This is a genomic window from Candidatus Methanoperedens sp. BLZ2 (assembly GCF_002487355.1).
Classification (GTDB): Archaea; Halobacteriota; Methanosarcinia; order Methanosarcinales; family Methanoperedenaceae; genus Methanoperedens.
In genome coordinates this window covers 44757-69098 of record NZ_NTMG01000081.1, presented here as the reverse complement: position 1 = coordinate 69098, position 24342 = coordinate 44757, and the positions used below count along the sequence as shown (strand labels likewise).

Below are 24342 nucleotides of genomic sequence, written 5' to 3'. Positions count from 1 at the left end.
ATTACCACCTCAAGATATTGATATTGTCAAGATTGATCGTATCCCGTAACCTGAACAATGCAACAAGTATCGCAAATCCAATGGCTGCTTCTGCTGCTGCTATGGCAATTGAGAATATTGCAAATACCTGGCCTGTCGCATTGCCATTGTAACTTGAGAACGCAACAAGGTTAAGATTTGCTGAGTTCAAAAGCAGTTCTATGCACATCAGGATTTTGATTCCGCTTCTTTGTGTAATTATTCCATATACACCTATGGTGAATATTATTATCGAAATTAAGAGATATGAATATAACGACATTTTATGCCTCCTTTTTTGCGATATACAGGGCACCGATCAGTGCTGCCAGCAATAACAGTGAAAGCAATTCAAAGGAAAATATAAAATCGCTGAAAATCCCGCCCCTGATATCGGGACTTCCTGCAATATCCTCGATACTGATTGCAGTTATTTCCTCCTTCTTTGCCAGATCCGTATAACTGTTATCCAGGGCCATGAACAATACAGCAAACAACAATAATGCGATCAATAAATTGAATGTCTTGTTGATCATTTTATTCTTCCTCTCCCTTCTTGGTCAACATAATAGTGAATAACATAAGGGTTATTACGGCCCCAACATAGACCAGGACCTGTACCCAGGCAAGGAATTCTGCTTCCAGGAGTATGAATAGACCAGCGGTTCCGATGAACGTACCTGCAAGATATATTGCACTGTGGACTAATTTATTTGACCTGACCACCATGATCGTTGATATGATCGTGAGAACAGAAATAACAAGAAATACAATGTCTATCATTGTTTCACCTCTTTGTTGAATAATAATCTATCAGGACCATACACAAGACTCTCACGTGTGTAATCCGCAAGTTCATAATTCCCGGTCATTTTCATAGCATTCATGGGGCATACGTCCACACAAAGGCCGCAAAACAGGCACATCCCGATATTGACCTGAGGGTACCATCTTGTTTTATGCTTGACTATCTGGATAGTCCCATTCGGACAATTTACTTCACATATCCCGCAACCTATGCAGGCGTCTTCATCTACTGCATGCAGTCCCCTGAATCTTGGTGACACTTTCATTTTCTGGTATGGGTACTGAACGGTCACAGTCGGCCTGTTACCGACCCGTAATATATGTTTCATTGTAACAATGAGCCCTTTAATTATTCCAACCATTCCCCAGTTCTTTGTTATCCAGGCCATTAGAACACTCCTACGGTCAAAAGGAAACCAGTGACCAGTAAATTAAGTAAAGCCAGAGGTATCATGATCTTCCATCCCAGGTTGAGGAGTTGATCTATCCTTACCCTGGGTACTGTATCTCTCAACCACATCGCAAAGAATATTACTGCGTAGGTCTTAACCAAAAATACTCCCAACGATACCAGTGGAACCAGTGCCGCCGGAAGTAATGAAATGTATGGAAATGACCATCCACCAAGGAACAGCGTGACAACAATTGCAGAGACTGAGAATAAATGAGCATACTCTGCAAGGAAGAACATTGCAAATTTCATTCCACTGTATTCAGTGAAGAATCCTGCAACAAGTTCCTGTTCGGATTCCTGGAAATCAAAGGGTATGCGTCCCATTTCAGCAATAGAAGCAATAAGGAATAAAATGAAACCCAGAGGCTGCAGGAATATGAACCATTTTGGAATAAAGCCAAACCATGTGCCATTTTGCGCGGTTACAATATCAACAGTGCTCAGGGAGCCTGTGAACAAAACAATAGCAATCGCAGAAAGGGCCAGTGGTATTGTATAGCTTATATCCTGGGCTACGGCCCTCATCGCTCCCATCAAAGAATATTTATTATTTGATGCCCAGCCTGCCAGCAAAATCGCAATTGGTGATACGGCAGAGATAGCAATAATATAGAGAAGCCCAACATTTAGATCTGATATTATTAGTGACTCGCCAAACGGCAGTGGAATAAATATAAGGAGCGCTGGTATGAATACAAGAAAAGGCGCAAGCGTAAAAACCCACCTGTCAGCTTTTGCAGGAATTATATCTTCTTTTCCAATGAGTTTGACACCATCCATGACTGGCTGGAGCAATCCTCTTGGGCCTGTTACCATCGGACCGTATCTTGCCTGCACCATAGCGACAACCTTACGTTCCATCCATGTAAGGAACATGATCGTCAGAAGTGCGAAAACAAATAGTACCGCAATCTCTACGAATACTATAATGATCCTCAAAACGTACTCGATTCCTAATGTCTTGAATATGTTATTTATAGGTTCATAAATCCCTATGAAATTCAAGATGAACACAATAAGTTCGTAAGCATTTGCAAACATTATATCACCGGTCCACATCGCCAAGAACAACATCAATGGTCCCGAAGGCCGCTATCAGGTCAGGGATCATAAGCCCTTCTACCATTTTAGGTATAGCTGTAAGATTACAGAAAGAGGGTGAACGTATTTTGATCCTGTAGGGTTTAATGGTTCCATCACTTACAATATAAAAACCTAATTCACCTTTAGGCGCCTCGATCCTGCTGTAAACCTCACCGGGCGGCGGAGTGAATATTCTCGGGAAATATGTAGAAACTGCTGTTGGAACGCCGGTCATCGGAGCTATCCCATATTTAGCCAGGCTTGCTGGTTTTGCCGGAGGCATAGCATCAACTACCTGTCTTAAAATATGCAGGCTTTCTCTCATCTCATCTATTCTTACCATGTATCTGGCGAAGCTGTCACCTTCATTGCGCACACATACCTTGAAATCAAGGTCAGGATACACAGAATACGGCTCTAATTTCCTTATATCGTAATTCACGCCATGACCGCGAAGTGACGGACCTGTCATACCATAATTGATAGCATCCTGCGCGCTCATTACCCCTATACCTTTCATTCTCCCCATGAAAATCTCATTACCGCTGATAAGCTGCTCGTAATCATCAATGCGTTTATCCATATCATTTATGAACTCGTTGAGTTTTGGTATGAAGCCCTCAGGCATATCTTCCCTTACTCCTCCGGGCTTGATATAATTAAAAGTCATCCTTGCGCCGCATAACATATCAAATAACGCCAGGGCATTCTCTCTTTCCCTGAATCCGTACATTATCATAGTGGATGCACCAAGATCAAGAAGAAGAGAGCCGAGCATTACGAGATGGTTCACTATCCTGTTCAGTTCAAGCGTGAGAACACGTATGTACTCTGCCCTCAATGGAACCTCTATGCCTGCAAGTTCCTCCACGGCCTTAACGTAAGCGTAATTATTGGGAAAGGCTGAGATATAATCGAGCCTGTCTGTGTAAGGAACGAACTGCATATACGTCTTCATCTCTCCCAGCTTTTCTGTCCCCCGGTGGAGATATCCCATGACGATTTCGCATTTCTTGATTATCTCTCCGTCCATGGTTAACTTAAACCTCAATACACCGTGTGTACTGGGATGAACAGGACCCATGTTAATTAGAAGTTCATCTGTTTTCATTTTATCTCCTCAGCAGGTTCGTCCCGTCAGTGCTCACGATATCTTCCCCATCCTCCCCGACAGTAACGAACTGATCAACATTCATATCATAATCCTTTCGCAGGGGGTGGCCGATCCAGCCATCAGGCAGCAGTATCCTTTTAAGATTTGGGTGACCTCCGAACGTGATCCCGACAAGGTCATATGTCTCCCGTTCAAGCCAGTCTGCAACTTTCCAGATAGATGCAAGCGAAGAAACTTCCGGATTATTATGGTCAAGTATAACCTTTAAAACAAGGTTCTGTTTTTTGGTATAAGAAAAGAAGTTGTAAACAACCTCGAACCTGTCCCTGTAATCAATTCCCGTTATAACCGAAAGATTGTCAAATCCCATTTCTTTCACTTTCTTTGCCACATTTAACAGATCTTCTTTTTTAATGATCGCAAGAGGTTTTTTTATCTGAAACCCTACACTTACGACAGAATCCGGAAATAACTGCTTTAGCTCTTCGGCCGGGTTCATTTGTTCAGCCCCCATTTTGCTCCATATCCCTGGTTCTTGATCTTTTCTCTCAACTGGATGATCCCATATATCCATGCCTCTGGCCTGGGAGGGCATCCGGGAATATAAACGTCCACCGGTATTATCAGGTCAACGCCTTTTAATACACAATATGATTCAATGTAAGGTCCTCCTGTATTTGCACAGCTGCCCACAGAAATGACCCATTTGGGGTCAGGCATCATTTCATAAAGTTTTTTTACTCTGGGGGCCATGCGTTTTGTAACAGTTCCTGCCACGAACATAAGGTCAGCCTGTCTCGGACTTGCCCTGAAAATTTCCATTCCAAAGCGCGCCACGTCATGATGTGCCATGGCTGTGGCCATCATTTCGATAGCGCAGCAGGCAAGACCGGATGTGACAGGCCACAGGGAGCTCAAACGCGCCCAGTTAAAAATCTGGTCAATTGTTGAAAATAATATTAATCCTTCTCGTTCCCTGGCTGCAAGGACTGTGCTGATAAGGCCGGTATCGTTCAGTTTATCAAGCGCAGTCACAGGCTGCTTCTTTGTAAATTTGATCTTTGTAGTATCAATTGTTAATGGATCCACTCTAAAGCCTCCTTTCTCCATGCATAAGCCAGGCCTATTATAAGTACTTCAATAAAAACTATCATTTCAAAAAATCCCAGCGGTCCGAGGTTCTTAAATTGCACTGCCCACGGATACAGGAAAAGGACTTCAACATCAAATACCAGGAAAACAATAACGATCAGGTAATATTGGATGTTAAAATGTATCCTTGCATCGCCTACAGGGGTCTCGGCGCATTCATATGTAGAAAGTTTTACTTTTGTTTTGTTGCTTGGCCTTACCATCCTTGACATGAATAGTGAGATCGCTACGAACACAACACCGACGATCGTAAGAATTACGACAGGTAAATAATTATCTAGAATTTCATTTGTGACCATTTGACCACCGTTTATATTTTGCTTAAACGTTTATATTCTGCTTAAAAAAGGATTATTGCTATAAAAAGCTTATGAAATTGTTTTAGCGTAAAATTCTTTAATGATTCCGACAACTGAAGGCAAATAATTAATCAGGCTAAATCATGACAGAAAAATTATTTGACATCAAAATAGGTTATGCATCACCCAAAAATCCAATTGCAGTTGCTTCAATGGCAGGTATAACCGATAGCAAATTCGCAAATGGTTTTGCGAATGCAGGATTGATCATTCTTGGCGGATATAACCTCGATAAGCCAACAAATGAAGCTGCCCGGAAAGAGGTTGAGAGGGGCAGGACCGAGTTCATATCAGATAAACCCCTGGAATTCCTCAAGTCAGAACTTGCTGCTGCAAAAGGATACACAACGATCGCAGTCAATGTGCGCGCAGCATCCATTGAACCGTTTTTAGAAGCGGCTGTTCTTGCAAAAGAACATGGCGCCATTCTTGAATTAAATGCGCATTGCAGACAGCCTGAAATGGTTGAACTGGGAGCAGGCGAGGCATTATTGAAAGATATACCGCGCCTTTGTGAATATATCAAAGAGATCAAAAAAACAGGCGTTGTGCTCTCGGTCAAAACAAGGGCAAATGTTGTGAATGATGTGGAACTTGCAAAAGCTATCGAAAAGGCCGGGGCTGATATTATACATATAGATGCCATGCATCCGCAGGGTATGGATATCGGGGTGATCAAAAGGGTCAGGAACTCAACAAATCTATTCATAATAGGCAATAATTCGATCACTGATTTTGAAAGCGCCAGGGAAATGTTTTCCCATGGCGCAGACATGGTCTCGGTTGCCCGCGCGGTCCGGAAAAATCCCAGGATCATCGACCAGCTTGTTTTTGAGGTGACATCTTTCCAATCCATGACCGGATGGTATAACGCCCCCAAGCATATTTGCGGCGGCGGCGACCTGAGAGCGCTTGCTTTTTGCTGCCTTCCCGTAAAACCCTGCGCACTTCACGGTGCGCTTAGACAGGCAGGTATCAGCGCTGAAGAATTCATGAAGATCAAGACTGATTTTGCACGAAAAACGCCTATTGAATATGGTGAAGGAACCTGTTTTGGAAGCATGACATGGTGCTGCAAGATCACAAAACCCTGTTTTTTAAGGGATTCTGCTCTTGAATCCAGCGGCCTGTCAGATGTGGAATATATGAGGATCAAGAAGAGATTGTCGGAATATATATTGAAACATGTGAAAAAATAATAAATCTTGAAGATGGCATCACAAAAACAAAGAAAAATCTCAAATCTTAAAAAAGCGCTTGGTAAGCTTGATAAAGCCCTGTTAATAGATGAAAAAAAGATCGCTGGCCAGATAAAAGCAGCAGGTTTCCTGTGTAAGAAATGCGCCCAATGCTGCAGGGCTGAATTTGGCGATAATACTGTGATGATTTTTCCGTCGGAAATAAATTGCATTTGTGAAAAAACAGGACTTTCCCGTGATGATTTTGCAATACCAACACCTTCAGGGGACAGGGATACGAAAGGCAATATCCATACCTTTGAATGGGTCATGAAGAAAAATGGAGATTGCATTTTCCTGAAAAATAACCAGTGTGAAATATACGAATGCAGGCCGCATATATGCAGGACATATCCGTTTTTTCTTCTTGACGGGAAGCTTGAGATTTCAGAATGCATCGGGCTTGGAGGCAATATCAATGATGAAGAGAGCCTGATGCTGGCAGCTCTTCTTAAACAAAGATATATTAAAGAAATAACAGAGTCGATCGCTCTTCTTGAAAGGTTCAATGGATTCATTCCAGGCGGCAGCGGCAATGTGTGTGTGCATGACAGCGAAGGCGAACACTGGTTAGTGACTGATCTGGATCAGGCTAATTCAGAATAGTCTGATTCAACTTTTTTTAAATCACATAATGACAGCTTTGCACCTAAAGTACTGATTTTGAGCTACTTTAGGTGAAGTGCGGTTTTGATGAAACCCTCATTCAATTTTAAATTAAACCATATATAAAAATAAACTGCGGACAATATTCGATTTTTGATTTTGTTTCAAAAAATTTATTTGGATAAAATATACCCTAAATAGCAGAGTTGAGGTTAAAAACTTAAAGCAATGTCACCCAATTTTTTAGCTGTATTATTAATATTATCTGACTTGTAAAGTTCCCTTCCAACAATTGCATAACCGTTGAATGGATTTACTGCTTCAAAAGCATTAACAATATCACCACCTTGATAATCTTTTCCAATTCCAGGAAACATGAATTTTGGTGATTTAACGAGTTTTTTTAGTTGATTACAATATTTTTTCATTTTATCAATTTTTGTCCCAGGAATTACAAAATATTCAACACCCAATTTAGCAGCATCGTTATACATTTTTTCTGGTGCATCATCTGATATAAAACCACCATCACTAACTAAATATCTCTTATGCGTCATATCTCCACCTACAATTGGTGTCAGTCCATAACCATTGCAACCTCTTATTGGTTCTTTTAAATTCGAATCTTTTGAACCTTCGATAGTGACCTTTAATGTTTCAGGTCCTGCCTGTGGAAAAATGATAATTGAATTAATACCAGCATCTTTACAGACCTCTAAAACTCCAGAACCACAAATCTCAGGTATATCAGTTCCATATTTTTGGTGATCATAAATGATTGGAAGATCGCTATATCGAATAATAACTTTTACAACATTATGTAAACCATATTTTAAACCAAGAAGAGCACCTATTTTAAATCCTACAATACCATCAACATCATAAGTTTCTTTGATTAATTTTTCTAAATCTTTTAATGTTGTGACATCACATGCCGGGATAATACCATGCCTTAACTTCAAGAAATTAATATTATCTCCCCCATATTATATTATATAGGTAATTAGCGATTAGTCCAATCGCAATGCCCGAAACAAAACTATAAATCGTTGTATTTGGATTAATTTCTTTGAACATAAATCCAAATGGGCCATTAATTTCACCTTGATAAGAATAAATAATTTTCACATTTCCTTTATCATTTATGTCAATAGTTGGCGTATCAGCGTATGGAATTATCTCATAAGGATATCTCGTATTTTTTCGAATTTTTTGATAAAATAATTTAATTAAACTATTTTTTGAGGCAAAAAATATATTAATTGTGATTTTGTTGATTTTAGACGAGTGATAAAATCGATTTTTATATCATTCATGCCCTGATTTTCTTTAATTATGGGGTATTGTAAAAATTGAATTTTTAAGTCGAATGAGTTCCTGCTAAGAAGGTCAAACTTGTATTTACTCTTAAATTTTACAAAATCTAATTTTATATGGCTATTTTCCATAAAATCATTGCCATTTTCAAGGGTCAACCCTAAATCTTCTGGGAAAAACAATTTTGCAGATTTTATATCTATATCAATTTTATTTAAATCTATATATAAATAATTAGCTGCTATTGGATTAATCTCAAAGGGATTAACGAAATTAATATCAATTGTATGTTCACCTTTATTATCCGAGGTAATTTTAACTGTCCATTTGGTAATTATCTGATAAGTCAAAAAGTATTCTCCACTTTTTAATTAAGCAGTGATAGCTTTTGAAATTGAAATTCCAACTCTATTAAGATCTAAAGGAATCATCTTAATAGTATGAAAATGAACTCCAATATCTTCTATATTCTTCACGTTTAAAGTATCTTCTGATGTATAAGTTACCACATCAGTAACTATTCCACCATTTTCTTTAATTGCTTTGATTGCATTCAAAACTTCTTGTCCACCTGAAACATGATCGGTAATTAAAATGTATTTAAGACCATTTCGATAGCTATTTTCATAAGGAAGCTTTAATTTTTCACTGGGCCGTTCTTTTCCCATTCTTAAAATGGTAGTAGGTATTTTAGTTTGCATAGAGATCGCACCAGATATTTTAATCGCGCCTACTGTTCCTCCATCTGCTTTGTCGATGAAAACTAAAAAATCGACAGAATTTTGTTTAACAATTTCATTAATATAATAACTGTATAAATAAACTATATCTTCTGTTTGATAAGGGTCAATTGTTATATTATCAAAATCTATGTAATGTGTACTTGTACGACCTTCTCTTTTTGCTTTGATGCATTGCTTAACACTACCAGGACTCTTAAAATACTCATTTGATCTTTCATTTATGATATTAATTTGTTTCATTGATTGCGGAGCCACAAAATTCACCTGAATTCTCTACTAATAATAAATTGATATAATATTGATTTATTGTTTCAAATAAATATCTGCATGAATCTTTATCACCTTTAAATGATATCTTAATGAAATTTCCTAAGTTCTCACAATATTCATTTGCAAGATTTGTTATTGGGAAATCACACGAGGAATCAGTTCCCAGATTTATGTACAGATCATTTATTAATTTTTTCAATAAGTACAAAATTGGCAACATACTATCACTTTTATATTTAGTTGCTATTTCAAAAACTTCTAAGTTAAGAATTTTAGACCTTAAAGCCATTAAGCTTTCTGAACGAATACTTCTATCGTCACTTAATAAATCCTCAGAAATTTTTACAAAGTCTTCTTTAAGTTGTTTCAATTCGTTCTCGGTCGTAAACTCACCTTGCCGTCTTGAGGATATTTAAGTTTATAATTCTTTTCATTACTCCTTCATGGTTAACAAAAACTCTTTTTCGTGTTTTTTGGTAAAATTTATCAAATAATGAACAATTTCTTTCATATTAGGTATCTTCTCTGCAGGTGATTCCTTTCTTAGTTTCTCCAAGTATTTTTTATCATCTTCGCCGACGTATATTGAAGCCATTTATAATCATCTCATTTTATTATCAAATAATTTTATGATTTTTAAATTTTGTAATTTTCTAAGATTATGATAATATTATTAGATGTTTAATAGTATATAATATTATCCATTGAGTATTGAAGCGATTATAGGTGAAAAGCTCATACTGACATTACCATTATAAACATTAAACTAAATATGACGTGATATGAAACTGCTCGCTTTATCGGACCTTCACGGCGATTATTCACATGTAGGATCTATTCTTGATAAGGCAGGCGATATTGATGCTGTCCTGATAGCAGGCGATATAACCGATTTCGGGCCTGATGAAAAGGCGCTTGAGGTACTGGGAATGTTCAAGGTTCCTGTACTTGCAGTGCCTGGAAATTGTGATAACCCCTCATTGCTCAAGATTCTTGATGAGAATGAAAATACCATTAATCTGCATAATTCTTCCCATACAATTGGAGATTTGACATTTATCGGGCTTGGCGGCTCAAACCCAACTCCTTTTAACACACCATTTGAATTATCGGAAAAAAAGATCGGTGAATATGTAGGAACATTATTGAGCAGATCAAAAGGAAGACTGATTTTATTATCCCATGCCCCCCCGAAAAATACTACAGACAAATTACCGCATGGAAACGTCGGAAGTGCTGCGCTTGAAAGATATCTGAAAAGATTTGACCTCATCGTTTGCGGGCATATCCATGAAGCGAGGGGAATTGTACGTGTTAATAGTACCCAGGTAGTGAATCCGGGCATGGCATCAAAGGGACAGGGGGCTGTAATTACGATAGATGAGAAAATAAATATAAAGATAAATATAGAATTAATTGATGCATAATGATCAAAATAGCAATATCGGGTAAAGGTGGAGTGGGAAAGACCACGCTTTCAGGCACACTGGCGCGGCTTTTTGCAAGAAAAGGATACGATGTTCTTGCAATAGACGCAGATCCCAGCATGAACCTTGCCTCCGCGCTTGGAATAAAAAATCCGCCAAGACCCCTTACAGAATATAAAGAATTGATCGATGAAAGAGCTGGCGGCCCTGCAGGAGTTTTCAAGCTGAACCCAAAAGTGGATGATATTGTCGATAAATTCGGGGTAACAGGGCCTGATAATGTGAAATTGCTGGTAATGGGTACAGTTGAAAGAGGCGGCAGCGGATGCATGTGTCCTGCAAGCTCATTCCTTAAGGCCCTTATGCGCCATGTAATCCTTAAATTGAACAGCGTCGTGATACTTGATATGGAAGCAGGTGTAGAGCACCTGGGGCGCGGCACTACAAAAGGAATAGACTATATGATAATTGTCGTGGAGCCCGGCACACGGTCAATTGAAACAGCAGGGAGGATTGCGGAACTCGGGCGCCAGATCGGGATAGACAAATTCGGCATTGTCATAAATAAGGCGGGTAATGAAGTTGAAGTGCTGGATATCGAAGAAAAATTAAAAGTCTTTGATTTACCTGTTATTGGTTCGATCCCCTTTGATAATGATCTTATCAGGGCTGACCTTGATAACATTTCGCCGATCGAAAGAAATGGCACAGCAATTTCTTCGATAATAACGATCTTTGAAAAATTATCTAATAAAATGGAGTGAGGAGCATAAAAAAACCTGAGTCGATTCCAAGCGGATGCGCACCCCTTGATGAAATGCTGGGCGGCGGTTTTGAAACCGGGATCGTCACACAGATCTATGGGGGCTCAGGCACAGGAAAGACCAATATCTGCATACAGCTAACAGTAGAATGCGTCAGGAGCGGAAAAAAAGTCATATTCATAGATACCGAAGGCTTCTCAGCCGAGCGGTTCAAACAGATAGCTGGCGAGGATGCGAAAAAAATCGCTGGAGAGATAATCATATACGAACCCATGAGCTTTGAGCAGCAGTATTCAGCAATTACCGACATAGAGAAGCTCATGAATGAGAAGATCGGTTTGATAATTCTTGACTCTGCAGCCCTTTTTTACAGGCTGGGGCTCACGCAGGATGATACGGGTGAAGAGAACGTGGCAATAAGGCGTGAACTTGTGAACCAGATAGGAATACTTCACGGAATCGCAAGAAAATACGGCGTAGCAGTCGTGATCACAAACCAGGTCTATAAAGATGTGACAACAGGAGAACTATGCCCTGTGGGGGGGACTGCATTTGAACATCTTTCAAAAACGATTATTTTATTAGATAAGATCGGACCTTCAAAACGAAGAGCAACTTTGCGTAAACACAGGTCAAAAAGCGAAGAAGCTTTTTGTAAATTCATGCTGACCGATAAAGGCGTGAAATAGCAGTCTGATGAAATCCAGTTAAAAAATCAAGGGATAGAATGTAGTGATTTTCCGGGAAATCCGGTTGGAGTTGTTAAAATCATTTTTACAATGTCCCTGTGGCTTTCTTTGAGGGAATAGCACCGATGTTCCCTTTTCAAATAAATACGTAATATTCCAAGCCTTGTATGCATTTGCCCGACCATAGCAGAGACACCCCTGTAATTAACTTCAAATCCCTGTTTTTTGAGATAATCATAAACTTCACAGGTTGTATAATTCCTGGTTTGCAAGAACAGTTTTAGAAGAGATTTCCTTATGCCTACTTTATCCCTTACAAGAAATTTTAATAACCTTGTTTTCACACCATCTTCCATATTATTTGTTATAGCATCACCTAGAATAGGTATGTACGGATTGTTTATTAAACCTGCTGGTTTAATTCCGGAAAAACATGATTATGATTTTAATTTTATTTTTTCCCCTTTAAGTATTTTATATAGCTTTTGTAAAAAATCCTTTACTTTAAAAATCAATGTTTTCGGCTGGTCAGCAACAGAAGGTGCGGCAGCAGTTGCAGCATCCTTAACAACAGGTGCAGATTCTCTTAAAAGGTACCATGTCAGGACTTTATGATATGATATGACCCCGATAAAAGCAGACCATATAATGAGCAGGATGTGCAGATTAAATACCTGTATCCCTGAATATGAAAATTGTATTATTGAAACGAATCCCGCCGCCTCATCCGGAAGGATGAAAACAAAAACCACGGGAATAAGTATCATAATAAAAGCAGAAAGTAAAGGCGATACAAATACCAGAATTCCAAGAATCAGCAGTGAATATATGAAAAAAAGCAATATTGAAAAGATATCCATTAATTCGACCTCGTCTTAATTTTTGTTATTAAATAAGCTGTGAATGCAATACTTCCGATTATTCCGGATATCACAAGAAATGACAATATCATAAATGCTATCATTTCATACCGGCCTGCATTTATATGTGTTGTATCTGCGTTACCGGCTTTTGTTGATCCGGGGATTTCATTATTTTGTATGGCGTTTGATTGCACCTGCCTTATAGTCCCCCGGATATCGCGATACGTTGCAAAAGCTTCAGGAAGAGATACAGCATTGCCTTTCAATGAATACTTGAAATTCGCGCTCTTTCCTGCATCCACAAAACCTGACCACGTTGCTGAGCCGACCTCCAGAGGAAAACCATCAGGTATTTTATCATCCACCGTAACAATTGCAGGCCTGTCTCCACTATTGATAATTTCCAGTTCCACGTCTGTCAGGCCCTCATTGTTCAAAGCCTTCTTGACCAGGTTTATATAAGGCATATGAACGGTCATCTTAACATTCTTTGATGTGCTCTTCTTTTTGTCCCATTGCACTGTGGCGCTGGTAAGCTGATATACCCCGGGTTTTACAGGAGCGATATAGTATGATACGTTTGCTGATTTCTTTGGCCCCACTTCGATATGCCAATCCCTCTGGTTTTCTAAGGTGTCTTCGGTTACATTATCATGTATGTGTACGAACGTCCTGTTTGATCCGGAATTATATACAAATAATTCAACCAGGACTTTTTCATCATCAGTTTCTTCAGGAACGCGTTTTATAATGGAGACATAAGGAGCAACAGATACTTCCTTGCTTTCTGTGGATATGTAGGCATTATTGAAATAATCGCGCCCTTCTACTTTTGCATTAATGGTGAGCGTTGAATCGGGAGGCAGTTTATTTATTTGGGATTTGAAGGATTTTGTGCCATTAACATTAACTCCAGTAAAAAGATCTGGATTGAATGTTATTGGATTTTTGCTATCAAGACTCAAACCTGCGATGTTAAGAGTTTCATCAGTCGTGATGTTTATTAATACGGAAATATTTTCATCGGAAAAATATTCATCTTTATCAGTAATTATCTTTACTTTGATTGTCGGGATCTTATATTTGAAAAATTCAAACTCTATAAAACCAGTTCTATTTATGTCCATGACCACTATTCTCAAGTTATCATAATTTTTTGAACCGTTTTTTGTAAAAACGTCTGTACTAACAATTTTTTTGTCTGAGTTTGATACAGTAAGATTTACTGAATCTTTACCAATGGCCTCAATTTCTATGGAATAATCTTCAAATGAATATGTATCTCCCCATTTTAAGATCGTTCTTCCTGAAGGTATCCAGATATCTTTGTTTTCAAGACGGCTAAAAGCGATCCATGACTCACCCCCGATTATCCCCAGAAGAGTTATTCCTGCATCATCATATTTCCTAAATTCATTTACTTGAAACTCTTTTGTTTCTATCAGTCCCCTGTCTTTATAAACAATTATTGTTGAATTCGTATTATTCAAAGCAGTAACTTTCACGAGATAATTTTCAAAAGCCATAGATTCATCGATCTTAATAAAACCTGAAGATTTTGCGCTCCAGACCTTTTCTGTTGCGCCAAGAGATGCAGCAGGAAGAAAACCTATTATTATGAAACATATTACAATTTTTATGTTCATTGGACTATAAATTGTAATTCTCAATAAGTTTAATACTTCTTTTGCCTTCATATTGAATATATCATTATATATTAATGCTTGTATATATAATTAATTGTTTAACAACTTATCTTTTGAATTCAGTTGATTTAAACTTTTCTTTGATTTAAATGTATATTGTTTCTTTATTGGCAGGAGCGAACGATTTTACCCCAAGTTCTTCGTTGACCCAATTTGCGAACCCTTCGGTGTTATCACCATGTACTGCGATAACGGTTTCCGTACCTCTGTCGCAGAAGCTTTTTACAACATCTTTTAATTGCGCATCCCCGCAATGTGCTGAAAAATCATACAGCTCAAGCTTGCAATTAAGCCTCACAGTGCGTTTCCCATTTTCTATGTACCTGCTTTCAAGCGCCCTTCTTCCATTAGTGTCTTCTGCCTGGTAACCAGTAAGATGGATCTTGGATTTGGGATCATCGAAAATCTCATCGATATAATATAAAACCGGTCCACCGTTTAACATTCCGGCGCTTGTAACGATTATGGAAGGTTCATTTATTATAGCTTCCCTGTCTTCCCGTTTTACGATATTTGTGCTGACGAATGCGTTTTCAAGTTTCTTTATATCAGGTACATTCTCAGGCGACCTTTTGATCAGGTTAAAGACATCAACTCCCATGCCGTCAACATACGCATAAAGCCCGTGTTTTTTAAGCATCAGCATGATCTCCTGCGTCCTTCCGATCCCAAAAGCCGGGATTATTGCTCTTCCCCCGCTTTCAATTGTTTCCCTTATTGATGCGATGAACCGTTCCTCAAGTATTTTCCTGGGAGTATGATCCCTCCCGAAATATGTACTTTCAATAAGAAGTATATCGCTATCCGGAAACTCCGTATCTGCGCCATTCTGAAGTTCTGTCCTGATCGTGTTCATATCCCCTGTATAAAATAGGGTCTGTTTATCTTTTTCAAGATGTACCATGGAAGAACCCGGAATGTGGCCTGCATCGTAAAAACACACAGAATACCCATTGGTATTGAATTCTTTTTTGTATCCTATTGGCCTGACCTTTCGTTCGAATTCCTGGATCTCTTCATGATAATAAGGGATAATATGACCTTTTTTCCCCGCGATCTTAAGAGTATCCCTTGCCAGCAGCCCGGATAATTTTGCAGTAAGGGATGTGCAATATACCTCAGGCCCAAGGTCCATGAGATTCGGGGCAAGTCCGCAGTGGTCAAGATGGCCATGGGAAATTATCATGGTTTTCGGACGAAGACCATTTGAAGGATATGACGGCGGATCGGTAGGTTTAATCCCGTAATCAAGAAGAAGCTCTTCATTTAACAGGATGGCGGATCGTCCAACTTCTCTTGCTCCTCCAAGGAATCGTATGTTTATGTTATCGCCTCATTAACATTCTCGCTTCAATTCTATTTAGAGATATTATAGTCTTTTGTTTTGAGATGGGTTTGATATCATATTCTGATCTGGATCATGTCACCACGTAATAAATCACAATCTCAACAGCCACAGCCATAAAGGCATATAACTTATTTTCTTAGTCCCTATAATTTCTTCACCTTCGTAGTCCTCGGTTATTATAAGACCGCACTCAAGATTAAATTCATTCAAAACCGAAAGCATACCCTCAACTTCCCGCTTTTTGACTACAGGTTGAATAATTTCCCAGCAAACCTGAATAGCATTGCTTACTTTGTTTTCGCCCATCAGAAGGAAATCCGTTTCTTTTTGCTTTTTGTCATGCCAGTAGAATATTCTGGACAAAGGATCAGAAAAAGTTCTTCTTTTTAGCTCTATGAATACAATATTTTCAGCAATTCGTCCGTAATCCAGAGAAAATCTAAATCCTTTGATATTCCGTATGCCGCTATCTATACAGTATATTTTCTTGGGATTTATTTCCTGTGCTTTAACAGAAAAGCTAAATATCGGCATAGTAAAAACAAGATACGCATCCCCAAGATATGCCGCATACTCACCAACAGTATCCACAGAAAGCAAAATATCCTTTCCGACTTTGCTGAAATTCATGGGATTCGAAATGTTCTGTAAAAATATATTGATCATTCTTTCCATCTTTGCTGCGCTTCTCAAGTCTCGTTTTTTTATTATATCCCTGTAAATTATAGTATCAAAGTAAAACTGAAGCAGTTGTTTTTTCATGGTGGGATTCTTTTCAAGGACAACTTCGGGAAATCCTCCGAATTCCATATATTCAAATAAATAATGTTTTATTTCATCTTTCTTAGAAAGAGCTTCGATCTTATCTCTTATTCTGATCTTTATTTTAAGAAATTCTTTGAAACTCAAAGGATAAACTTCAAAGTACGCGATCCTGCCTGCGAGCCTGAAACTGAAATCATCCTTTTGCATCGAGAAGTTTGAACCTGAGATTATTAATTTGATCCCTTTTTCCAGATCATATATCCGTTTCAGGGTATTTTCCCAGTTATCTATCTCCTGGACTTCATCAATAAAAACAAAAATTTTGCCTTGCGGATTTACCAGTTCCATGTAACCTTTTAATGCATCATCGATCAAATTTTCTTTTTGAATCCTGTCATCATCGCATTTGATAAAAAGAATGTTTTTCCGGGGAATATTTGAACTTAATAGGTTTATCAGGATACTCATTAAAGTCGTCTTTCCAGATCTTCGGACACCGAGAAATCCCAATATCTCCTTTCTTTCAAGCCATGGTTCGATGTCTCTTACTAATTCGCGTTCAATCAGCTTAGATCCAGCCGTTTCCTCCCAGTGAGGATTCCATTCAACCAGAATCTCTTTATTCATATATTCTACTATAGTCGAGTGATATAATTAAATCTTTCGATTATAATCCGGATCTTATTACAAGTTTGTTCTTAATACTTTCCCATGAGTATCTATCTCCCCATTCCTGATACGAGTGCTGGATATCGGTAAACCATCTTCGGCAAGAACATAATCAACAAGGACGATCTTTAACGGTTTCATATTTTTTTCACTGCGTATCCTGTTTATCTTAAGCCCGATAGGACGTGTTTCAGGAGATACAACAAGATAATCAAAATCCTCAATTATGGTCGGGCCATAGGGGTCATCAAGCTTTATAATCCTGGGGATAATGCCCTGGTCATGGATAAAATTCAACACTTCATTATAGCGCGACCGGTAATCATCGACTTCATGGATCTTGTTTTTCGCCATTTCATCTGATGTTAACCCTATAAGTAGTTCACCATCCCTACCCAATTCAACAGCTTTCATCAAGAGTGACCTGTGTCCGTCATGCAAAGGGTCAAAAGTTCCTCCAACAGCTACGCGTGACATATACTCAGAATTGTAAAATCAAATGATAAGAGTATCTTTTAATATCTCTTGTGCGATTTTAGGGGAATATGACAGAAGAGACAATACACTGGGCAGATGTTATAGCGCAAAATCTGCTTTCGCGTGGAAAAAAGCATACTGTGGCCTCAGGAATTACTCCTTCAGGCCCCATTCATATAGGGAACATGAGAGAAGTCGTAACTGCGGATGCTGTTTACAAAGCGCTTCTGGATAAGGGCGCAGATGTACACCTGATCTATATCGCTGACACTTTTGATCCACTTCGTAAAGTATATCCATTCCTTTCAAAGGATTACGAAGCTCATGTGGGAAAACCGCTTTCTGAAATCCCGTGTCCATGCGGGGGCCACAAGAGCTATGCAGAGCATTTCCTCCTCCCCTTTATTGAGGCGCTTCATACTCTTGGCATAAAACCGGAAGTTTACAGGGCTGATGCGCTTTATAAAGAGGGAAAATACATTGAATCCATTAAGAAAGCACTTACCAGCAGGGATGCAATCGCGCGAATATTGTCAGAAGTTGCAGGCCGCGAGCTTGAACCTGACTGGAGCCCATATAATACGATATGCAAAGAATGCGGGCGGCTAAGCACCACGAAAGTCACAGGTTTTGATGCAGAGAAAGAAACTATTGATTATGTGTGCAAATGCGGCTCGGCAGGAACGGTTTCGATGAAAGGCACAGGTAAACTCAACTGGCGTGTTGACTGGCCTGCGCGATGGCCGCTATTTGGTACAACGGTTGAACCTTTTGGCAAAGATCATGCCACAGCCGGGGGTTCTTACGACACAGGAAAACGTATCGCCCGCGAAATATACAATTACGAACCTCCCTATCCGATAGTATATGAGTGGATAATGCTAAAAGGCAAAGGCGCAATGCATTCATCTACGGGTCTTGCGATATCCATTAATGATATGCTTGAAATAGTGCCGCCTGAAGTCCTTCGTTATCTTATTATCAGGCAGAAACCCGAAAAACACATTGAATTTGACCCGGGTCTTTCATTCCTTAATCTTATTGACGAGTATGACCAGGTAGAAGGCGATAAAAGGGCATACCAGCTTTCAAGGACAGAAGGGACAAAACCTTCAAAAATTCCTTTCAGGCACATGGTTACCGCAGTGCAGATCGCTGATGACAGGGGTTTTGATTATCTTCTTAATGTTCTGAAACGAACAGATTACGATACATCTGATGTAGAAGCGATCAGGCAAAGAGCAAATAATGCAAGGAACTGGCTTGCCAAATATGCTCCCCTGTTTGTTAAGTTCAAAGTCCAGGAGAACATTCCACCTCAGGTAAAAAGTTTCACAAAAGAACAGAAACTTGCGCTTGCAATTCTTGCCGACGAACTGGAGCATGGGATGTCAGGCCAGGAGATTCATGATAACTTATATAAGATTGCCGGGGAAACAGGTCTTGACGGAAAACAGGTTTTTGAGACTGTATATCTGGCACTTCTTGGTTTGAAGTCCGGGCCCCGGGCAGGGCATTTCCTTGCATCCCTGGAGAAGGATTTCGTTGTAAAGAGATTTAAAGAGGCAAGTTTGTAAAAAACATAATTATAATACTAATTATTTGTATGTTCGCATTTTCACGAACATAGCCTTTAAGTACTATGTAAGATTTATTATCTCTGAGGTTGTAGAATTATTGTAAATAATTTTACTAATAATATGACAGAAGGAAGGAAAATTTCACGGCCAATAAACTGGATAATAATATTTGCTGTATTATTATATTTTGTCAGTGTTGCGGCCGCCTACGATGGGCTCGAATGGGAAAACGGAACATCCGGAACCTTGAAACGGAATGAAGTAATTTCGTTTGGGGACTATTCTGTAAAGGTTACGGCTTTTAGCGCTCCTGTAGAATCAGAAAAGTATAAAAATATACCAATTGAACCAGTCGAACCTTTTGTGGAATTGAATATTTCCAAAAATGGTAGTTTTATAAATAAAACGTTTCTTGCACAAGGCGACTCGTTTATCTCTGCTGATAGCGAATTTAAGGTTGAAGTCGTACAGCTTCCTTCAGGTTCATCCAAAGATTGGTTATATGAAAGTTACAATCCATGGACTAAATTGCAATTAAGCAAGAGAGGAAAACCACAATTAGAATTATCAATAGAAACTGATGATGAGTATGTGTCTGGCCCGAATGCTGAGATCAATGCAGTGATCGTATTGAGAAACACCGGAACAGCCGCTATAAATAATATTGATCTGGACTTAGGTACAGAACTTCCTGTATTGAGAGGGCATTTAAAATATTATTATGAGACGCTCATGAAAGGAGAGGAGATCAGTGAGGCCGTTACTTTTTCAACACCGGCTATTATGGAACTAAAAAAATTTAATATATTTGTCAACTCCAGAGGCGTTGATGTCAAGGATGTTCCTTATAAAGCTACACAACTAAAAACGATCCTGATCGCACCGCCACTCCAGCAAGCCCCTTCCCTTACTAAGAATACGAACGCGAAGGCTTATTTAAAAGACTTGATCATGGTATCGATTTCTTTTAAGAACAATGCTGATTATGAACTTAAAAACGTCAGCATCGTGGATACTGTTCCAAATGGATTCAAGCAATTGAGCAATAATACACTCCGCTGGGTTGTCAATGTCGGTCCAAATAAGGAATGGTATTTCCGTTATCTTTTGAAACCAACGGTAGCAGGAGATGTTAAATTCCCTTCCACTACCGCAGAATTTGATATGAAGAATGAATACTACATGATCCAGTCAAATAGACCACAGACTGTAATATATGGGCCAAGGATTGAACTGATTAAACAGGCAGATAAAACAGAAATCAATCCTGGTGGTGATGAAGTAACCGTTAGAGTCATCGCTAAAAATAGCGGAACCACCCCTACTATGGTCACCATCAAAGACGATTTACCGCCGGATGCTACGCTCATAAGCGGTACTACAACCCTTGAAGAGTATCTTGAAGCAGGAAAGGAATTAAGTTTAATTTATACTCTCAGTTCAAATTCCGCAGAACCTCTTCAATTGCCCTCAGCTAAAGCAGAGTATTTTGAATTAGGCTCCCAGGGTTCAAAATTAACTACGATGAGCGAAAAACTCCTTCTAAGCATCAGGCCGCCGCCAACCCCTGAGCCAACTCAGGAGCCCACGCCTGATCCAGCTTTCGAAATACCATTTAATTCTACGGAAGAGCCCATTGACCAGCAGGCTGGATATGCAGTTAATCCCGGACAAGAGTCTGAACAACCCGTTATTGTAGAACCCACACCCACATCAACATTTGATGACGCGAATTCTGTTTTGAACCTCCTTATGGGGTGCGATAACAATAACGATAGCAATAGCGATGTTGTTTCACGAATTAATATGACAACTGATGTTTGCGCCCTTGTGGGAAATAGTCCCTGATAGACTTTGACACCATTGTCCTAAACGGAATTAGATATTCCTTCTATTTTCTTTTGTATCAGTTGTTTTAATTCTCCAAGATTTCCTTTTTTTGCGCTTACAGGGACGATCTTATCCAGCCATTGTCTCCAGGGAGGCGACATGCCCAGCCGTTGTGCTACCCCGTCAAGCGCTAAATCCCGGTCTTTCACTTTATCCATTTTGTTAGCAGCTATTATCACGTCTATATCCAGTTCATTGAAGAACTCGAAAAGCTCAACTTCCACAGGTATTTCATTTCTCAGGGTCCACCTGTCCACAATTTCTACAAATGATGTAGTATTAACGACCATAACTGCAAGCAGTATATTTGATGCATTATTTTCAATATAATGAACAATATTATCCTTTATCGCTTCCTGGCCTTTCCTGTTTACTTTGCTCATATATCCGAAACCAGGCATATCGGTAATTTGAATATTCTGGTAAGGTAAATGGAGAGGCTTTCTTGTTACGCCTGGAAGTTTCCCTACCGGGACTTTCTTTCCGGTAAGCGCCCTGATCAGAGTGGATTTACCAACATTAGACCGTCCTACAAAAATTATCTCTTTCATGTAGCAACTGCATTCACCAAAGTCATATAAAAATGCTTGCTGGTTCCAGGAGATTTGCGCTCCCTGTAAGAGTGAATCTACGCCTTGATCATCTGCGCCTGAAAACCGCAGCGAATGTCAATACAACGATCCCAAACATGATATCGAACCCCGGAGTGATGGGAGTGGGAGTTGGCTCTGAGGCTATTGGTGATGAGGTTGCCTGTAGTGGGTTAGTTTCTCCTGATTTCATCTGAACATTTGGAGTTAGAGTTGGAATGGCTGGATTTATCGATCTATTCATTGTCGGATCAATCACTGTGATGACAGGACGTCCGGATTCTACAGAAGAGCGTGTCATTCCTCTGTATTCTATGCCAGTGTAATTAGCTATAGCCGCAGGTAATTCAATATTTTCTCTGGTATTAACTCTGATTATATAGCTAAATCCCATTGTAGTATTTAACTCCAGAAATGTCGAATCAAGAGAAGTTGAACCGCTGACAAGGCTTACATTCTCTGGAAGAAAATCTTTGACTTCCATACGCGTTGCAATATTTCCTATATTCTGGATGCTCACTGTCACTGTTACATCGTCACTGATGTTTATAAATTGTTTATCTATAGTTTTGTTAATTATTATTTTTGGCCCATTTACAATAACGATAGATGCATTCGAAGAAATATTGTATTGTTTATTATTGACTTTGAATTGGGCATTAACTACCGGAAATGTAAATCCATTGATGCTTGTTTCCAGGGGTTTGATAGAATACCCTATGTCCTTCCACTCTCCCGGTTTAATTACAGGTATGTTCCAGGTCAATGATGTGTCGGATTTTAATTCAAAATTTGGGTTTATGCTATCCGTTAAGATAATATCTGTCATATCCATCGCGCCATTATTTGCAACATTTAATCTGACCATTAGCATGTCACTGAGATATATGCGGCTCTTGCTGAAGGCTTTGCTTACTGAATAATAATTCTGTTTGGGAGAGACTGTAATAGAAACCGATCCGCTCGATTTATATTCAAGATTTTTAACATCGATACTCTTTGTATCTGCACTCAAACTATAGTTTGTCTGATCCACTACATCAGGAACCAGGAATACGACTTCAAAACTTTTACTTTCATCTTTTTTCAATTCAAGATATGATTGGTGGAGCTGCCCCGTACCGCCTCCCCTGAGAACCAGTTCATCTGGATTAAGAAAAACATCCACATTCTTAGCAATAGCATCACCATTATTTTTTATAGTGACCTTAGCTGTTATGACCTGATCACTGCTTGAAGTATATGATGCTTTTTCTGTTGTAACAGTTACATTAAGTTCAGGCTTTCCTCTTAATGAGACCGCAACTTTTGCCCACGGCTTATAATATTCCATTACCCATTCCCTTGAATTTCCAGGGAGAAACTCCACTGCTGAAATCCTGAATTCATAATCAGGGTCTAATTCTGGCCCGCTTTGCATGGTCAAGAGAGCTTCTTTAAGGAAAGTACCATCCTTATAGACCTCAAGATATACCATCGGATCAACCGAAGTTTCCGGTATTATTTCTCCTTTAAAGTTCTTAAATCCTCTAACAGGAGATGGAAATTGTACTGCTTTTACCATGTATGGTCCATTGGTGAGATTATTTCCTTTGTAAAGCGTACCTTCTACCGCAGGTGCCCACTCAATTTCATCTGTTATGAAAGCTGCTGCCGGGAAAGAGCTGGCAAACCACAGAATTATTAATAGAACAACAAATTTCTTCATATTCTTCATATTATAATTATCATAATGAATTTGGAATAAATAGTTTACTATATCTAATTATAACAATTTTATGATGCAAAGATATATATTCATGAATAACCAAATCAGTATTAATCGGTTGGCTTATATATGGCAACTATTAGATAAAATGAATTATCTAAGGCTGTTTTTTTTAGGTTAATTGGTTTAAAATATAAAGGAAAGAAATAAATGGAATATGATAGAAGAGGCGGTTCACGCGGAGGAGGCAGAGGCTTCAGACCCAGCGGACCAAGAGAAATGCATAAAGCAACATGTGCAGACTGCAAGCAGGAAACTGAAGTACCCTTTGTGCCATCGGGCGACAGACCGGTATATTGCAGGGAATGCTACCAGAAACACAAGCCAGCAAGATATTAAGTATTAAATAACTATTTTTAGTTGGAGGGTTTTAATAACCCTCATTTTTTCAATTTTATTTTGAGGAAACCTGATTGAAAATAAATTCGGTAAGGATAATCAACCACAGAGGACGCAGAGATCACAGAGTTGTACTCTCTGTGGGCTCTGTGGTTTCTTCATTATTCATATAAGGGGATAATAAAAAGTCATAAATGGCGAAATCAAGTATTTAATCCCATGTGCCCCTAAAAAATTCAAGAACACATCTGCACGGATTTATTTTTTTGTATCCGTGCGTGTTCCCACTACTTCAATATTCAGATT

30 protein-coding genes are annotated in these 24342 nt (G+C 38.9%); 8 read left to right on the top strand and 22 right to left on the bottom strand.

The genetic code is table 11. The annotated features are described in order from the left end of the window. Window position 1: 1 nt before the first annotated feature. Genes fpoK through CL181_RS17085 form a run of 9 tightly spaced genes read right to left on the bottom strand, consistent with a single transcriptional unit; the run spans window position 2 to window position 4927 of the window. Entirely contained in the window at window positions 2-301 is a 300-nt protein-coding gene (fpoK, locus tag CL181_RS17125; RefSeq protein WP_096205840.1) for a F420H2 dehydrogenase subunit FpoK, read from the bottom strand. A gap of 1 nt (window position 302) precedes the next feature. Continuing rightward, on the bottom strand, window positions 303-554 hold the full coding sequence (locus tag CL181_RS17120) for a hypothetical protein (protein WP_097300539.1): 252 nt from the start codon (window positions 552-554) through the stop codon (window positions 303-305). 1 nt (window position 555) lies between these two features. Then, window positions 556-801, bottom strand: coding sequence for an NADH-quinone oxidoreductase subunit J (locus CL181_RS17115; RefSeq protein WP_097300538.1), 246 nt, complete (start codon window positions 799-801; stop codon window positions 556-558). Beyond that, entirely contained in the window at window positions 798-1214 is a 417-nt protein-coding gene (locus tag CL181_RS17110; protein ID WP_097300537.1) for an NADH-quinone oxidoreductase subunit I, read from the bottom strand. The genes CL181_RS17115 and CL181_RS17110 overlap by 4 nt, the downstream gene beginning before the upstream one ends. After that, window positions 1214-2320, bottom strand: a complete 1107-nt coding sequence (nuoH, locus tag CL181_RS17105; protein ID WP_096205855.1) for an NADH-quinone oxidoreductase subunit NuoH — start codon at window positions 2318-2320, stop codon at window positions 1214-1216. Before nuoH ends, CL181_RS17110 begins: the two co-directional genes overlap by 1 nt. Window positions 2321-2324: 4 nt before the next feature. After that, window positions 2325-3473 carry an NADH-quinone oxidoreductase subunit D gene (locus tag CL181_RS17100; RefSeq protein WP_096205832.1) on the bottom strand — a complete coding sequence of 383 codons (1149 nt, stop codon included), beginning with the start codon at window positions 3471-3473 and terminating at the stop codon, window positions 2325-2327. Between the two features lies 1 nt (window position 3474). After that, window positions 3475-3975, bottom strand: coding sequence for an NADH-quinone oxidoreductase subunit C (locus CL181_RS17095; RefSeq protein WP_217993211.1), 501 nt, complete (start codon window positions 3973-3975; stop codon window positions 3475-3477). Beyond that, window positions 3972-4493, bottom strand: coding sequence for an NADH-quinone oxidoreductase subunit B family protein (locus CL181_RS17090; protein WP_255251624.1), 522 nt, complete (start codon window positions 4491-4493; stop codon window positions 3972-3974). Before CL181_RS17090 ends, CL181_RS17095 begins: the two co-directional genes overlap by 4 nt. Before the next feature lie 59 nt (window positions 4494-4552). After that, complete coding sequence (locus tag CL181_RS17085) at window positions 4553-4927, bottom strand: NADH-quinone oxidoreductase subunit A (RefSeq protein ID WP_097300534.1); 375 nt, start codon at window positions 4925-4927, stop codon at window positions 4553-4555. Between the two features lie 143 nt (window positions 4928-5070). Here CL181_RS17085 and CL181_RS17080 point away from each other — a divergent pair, with 143 nt between their 5' ends. Together CL181_RS17080 and CL181_RS17075 are read left to right on the top strand one after the other, a co-directional pair. Further along, window positions 5071-6186 (top strand): methanogenesis marker 9 domain-containing protein, encoded by a 1116-nt coding sequence (locus CL181_RS17080; protein WP_097300533.1) that lies wholly within the window; start codon window positions 5071-5073, stop codon window positions 6184-6186. A gap of 12 nt (window positions 6187-6198) precedes the next feature. Next, entirely contained in the window at window positions 6199-6831 is a 633-nt protein-coding gene (locus CL181_RS17075; protein ID WP_097300532.1) for a YkgJ family cysteine cluster protein, read from the top strand. 212 nt (window positions 6832-7043) lie between these two features. On the opposite strand, the gene CL181_RS17070 is transcribed toward CL181_RS17075, so the two are convergent. The 5 genes from CL181_RS17070 to CL181_RS20645 form a co-directional block, all read right to left on the bottom strand. Next, on the bottom strand, window positions 7044-7793 hold the full coding sequence (locus CL181_RS17070) for an orotidine 5'-phosphate decarboxylase / HUMPS family protein (RefSeq protein ID WP_097300531.1): 750 nt from the start codon (window positions 7791-7793) through the stop codon (window positions 7044-7046). A gap of 267 nt (window positions 7794-8060) precedes the next feature. After that, the gene (locus CL181_RS17065) at window positions 8061-8498 is read right to left on the bottom strand and encodes a hypothetical protein (RefSeq protein ID WP_097300530.1); all 438 of its coding nucleotides are present in this window, start codon (window positions 8496-8498) and stop codon (window positions 8061-8063) included. A gap of 21 nt (window positions 8499-8519) precedes the next feature. Then, window positions 8520-9146 carry a hypothetical protein gene (locus tag CL181_RS17060; protein ID WP_141398953.1) on the bottom strand — a complete coding sequence of 209 codons (627 nt, stop codon included), beginning with the start codon at window positions 9144-9146 and terminating at the stop codon, window positions 8520-8522. Beyond that, entirely contained in the window at window positions 9118-9531 is a 414-nt protein-coding gene (locus tag CL181_RS17055) for a hypothetical protein (RefSeq protein ID WP_141398952.1), read from the bottom strand. Before CL181_RS17055 ends, CL181_RS17060 begins: the two co-directional genes overlap by 29 nt. Window positions 9532-9594: 63 nt before the next feature. Continuing rightward, window positions 9595-9756: a hypothetical protein gene (locus CL181_RS20645; protein WP_176505291.1), complete on the bottom strand. Its 162-nt coding sequence runs from the start codon at window positions 9754-9756 to the stop codon at window positions 9595-9597. 187 nt (window positions 9757-9943) lie between these two features. Here CL181_RS20645 and CL181_RS17050 point away from each other — a divergent pair, with 187 nt between their 5' ends. Genes CL181_RS17050 through radB form a run of 3 tightly spaced genes read left to right on the top strand, consistent with a single transcriptional unit; the run spans window position 9944 to window position 12041 of the window. Next, entirely contained in the window at window positions 9944-10588 is a 645-nt protein-coding gene (locus CL181_RS17050) for a metallophosphoesterase (RefSeq protein ID WP_097300527.1), read from the top strand. Beyond that, window positions 10588-11352 carry an AAA family ATPase gene (locus tag CL181_RS17045; protein ID WP_097300526.1) on the top strand — a complete coding sequence of 255 codons (765 nt, stop codon included), beginning with the start codon at window positions 10588-10590 and terminating at the stop codon, window positions 11350-11352. Before CL181_RS17050 ends, CL181_RS17045 begins: the two co-directional genes overlap by 1 nt. Continuing rightward, the gene (gene radB / locus CL181_RS17040; protein WP_097300525.1) at window positions 11349-12041 is read left to right on the top strand and encodes a DNA repair and recombination protein RadB; all 693 of its coding nucleotides are present in this window, start codon (window positions 11349-11351) and stop codon (window positions 12039-12041) included. Before CL181_RS17045 ends, radB begins: the two co-directional genes overlap by 4 nt. 26 nt (window positions 12042-12067) lie before the next feature. Here the strand turns inward: radB and CL181_RS17035 are convergent, their stop codons facing one another. From CL181_RS17035 to CL181_RS17010, 6 genes are all read right to left on the bottom strand, one after another. Continuing rightward, window positions 12068-12385 carry a DUF2551 domain-containing protein gene (locus CL181_RS17035; protein ID WP_320410191.1) on the bottom strand — a complete coding sequence of 106 codons (318 nt, stop codon included), beginning with the start codon at window positions 12383-12385 and terminating at the stop codon, window positions 12068-12070. Window positions 12386-12478: 93 nt separating this feature from the next. Then, complete coding sequence (locus CL181_RS17030; protein WP_097300523.1) at window positions 12479-12901, bottom strand: hypothetical protein; 423 nt, start codon at window positions 12899-12901, stop codon at window positions 12479-12481. Next, complete coding sequence (locus CL181_RS17025) at window positions 12901-14550, bottom strand: hypothetical protein (RefSeq protein WP_097300522.1); 1650 nt, start codon at window positions 14548-14550, stop codon at window positions 12901-12903. The genes CL181_RS17030 and CL181_RS17025 overlap by 1 nt, the downstream gene beginning before the upstream one ends. A 145-nt stretch (window positions 14551-14695) precedes the next feature. Continuing rightward, window positions 14696-15796 carry an MBL fold metallo-hydrolase gene (locus CL181_RS17020; RefSeq protein ID WP_255251621.1) on the bottom strand — a complete coding sequence of 367 codons (1101 nt, stop codon included), beginning with the start codon at window positions 15794-15796 and terminating at the stop codon, window positions 14696-14698. Window positions 15797-16048: 252 nt separating this feature from the next. Then, complete coding sequence (locus CL181_RS17015) at window positions 16049-17350, bottom strand: ATP-binding protein (RefSeq protein ID WP_097300520.1); 1302 nt, start codon at window positions 17348-17350, stop codon at window positions 16049-16051. Window positions 17351-17407: 57 nt separating this feature from the next. Next, window positions 17408-17869 (bottom strand): phosphopantetheine adenylyltransferase, encoded by a 462-nt coding sequence (locus CL181_RS17010; RefSeq protein ID WP_097300519.1) that lies wholly within the window; start codon window positions 17867-17869, stop codon window positions 17408-17410. Between the two features lie 68 nt (window positions 17870-17937). Between CL181_RS17010 and lysS the strand changes: the two genes are divergently transcribed. Together lysS and CL181_RS17000 are read left to right on the top strand one after the other, a co-directional pair. Beyond that, window positions 17938-19446, top strand: a complete 1509-nt coding sequence (gene lysS / locus CL181_RS17005; RefSeq protein ID WP_097300518.1) for a lysine--tRNA ligase — start codon at window positions 17938-17940, stop codon at window positions 19444-19446. A gap of 123 nt (window positions 19447-19569) precedes the next feature. Continuing rightward, window positions 19570-21297 (top strand): DUF11 domain-containing protein, encoded by a 1728-nt coding sequence (locus CL181_RS17000; protein WP_097300517.1) that lies wholly within the window; start codon window positions 19570-19572, stop codon window positions 21295-21297. Between the two features lie 20 nt (window positions 21298-21317). Here the strand turns inward: CL181_RS17000 and engB are convergent, their stop codons facing one another. Continuing rightward, window positions 21318-21890: a GTP-binding protein EngB gene (engB, locus tag CL181_RS16995; protein ID WP_097300516.1), complete on the bottom strand. Its 573-nt coding sequence runs from the start codon at window positions 21888-21890 to the stop codon at window positions 21318-21320. An 88-nt stretch (window positions 21891-21978) separates the two neighbouring features. Continuing rightward, window positions 21979-23646 carry a DUF11 domain-containing protein gene (locus CL181_RS16990; protein WP_097300515.1) on the bottom strand — a complete coding sequence of 556 codons (1668 nt, stop codon included), beginning with the start codon at window positions 23644-23646 and terminating at the stop codon, window positions 21979-21981. A gap of 201 nt (window positions 23647-23847) precedes the next feature. On the opposite strand from CL181_RS16990, the gene CL181_RS16985 reads away from it, so the two are divergent. Continuing rightward, window positions 23848-24036, top strand: coding sequence for a CxxC-x17-CxxC domain-containing protein (locus CL181_RS16985; RefSeq protein ID WP_097300514.1), 189 nt, complete (start codon window positions 23848-23850; stop codon window positions 24034-24036). Window positions 24037-24342: the final 306 nt, after the last annotated feature.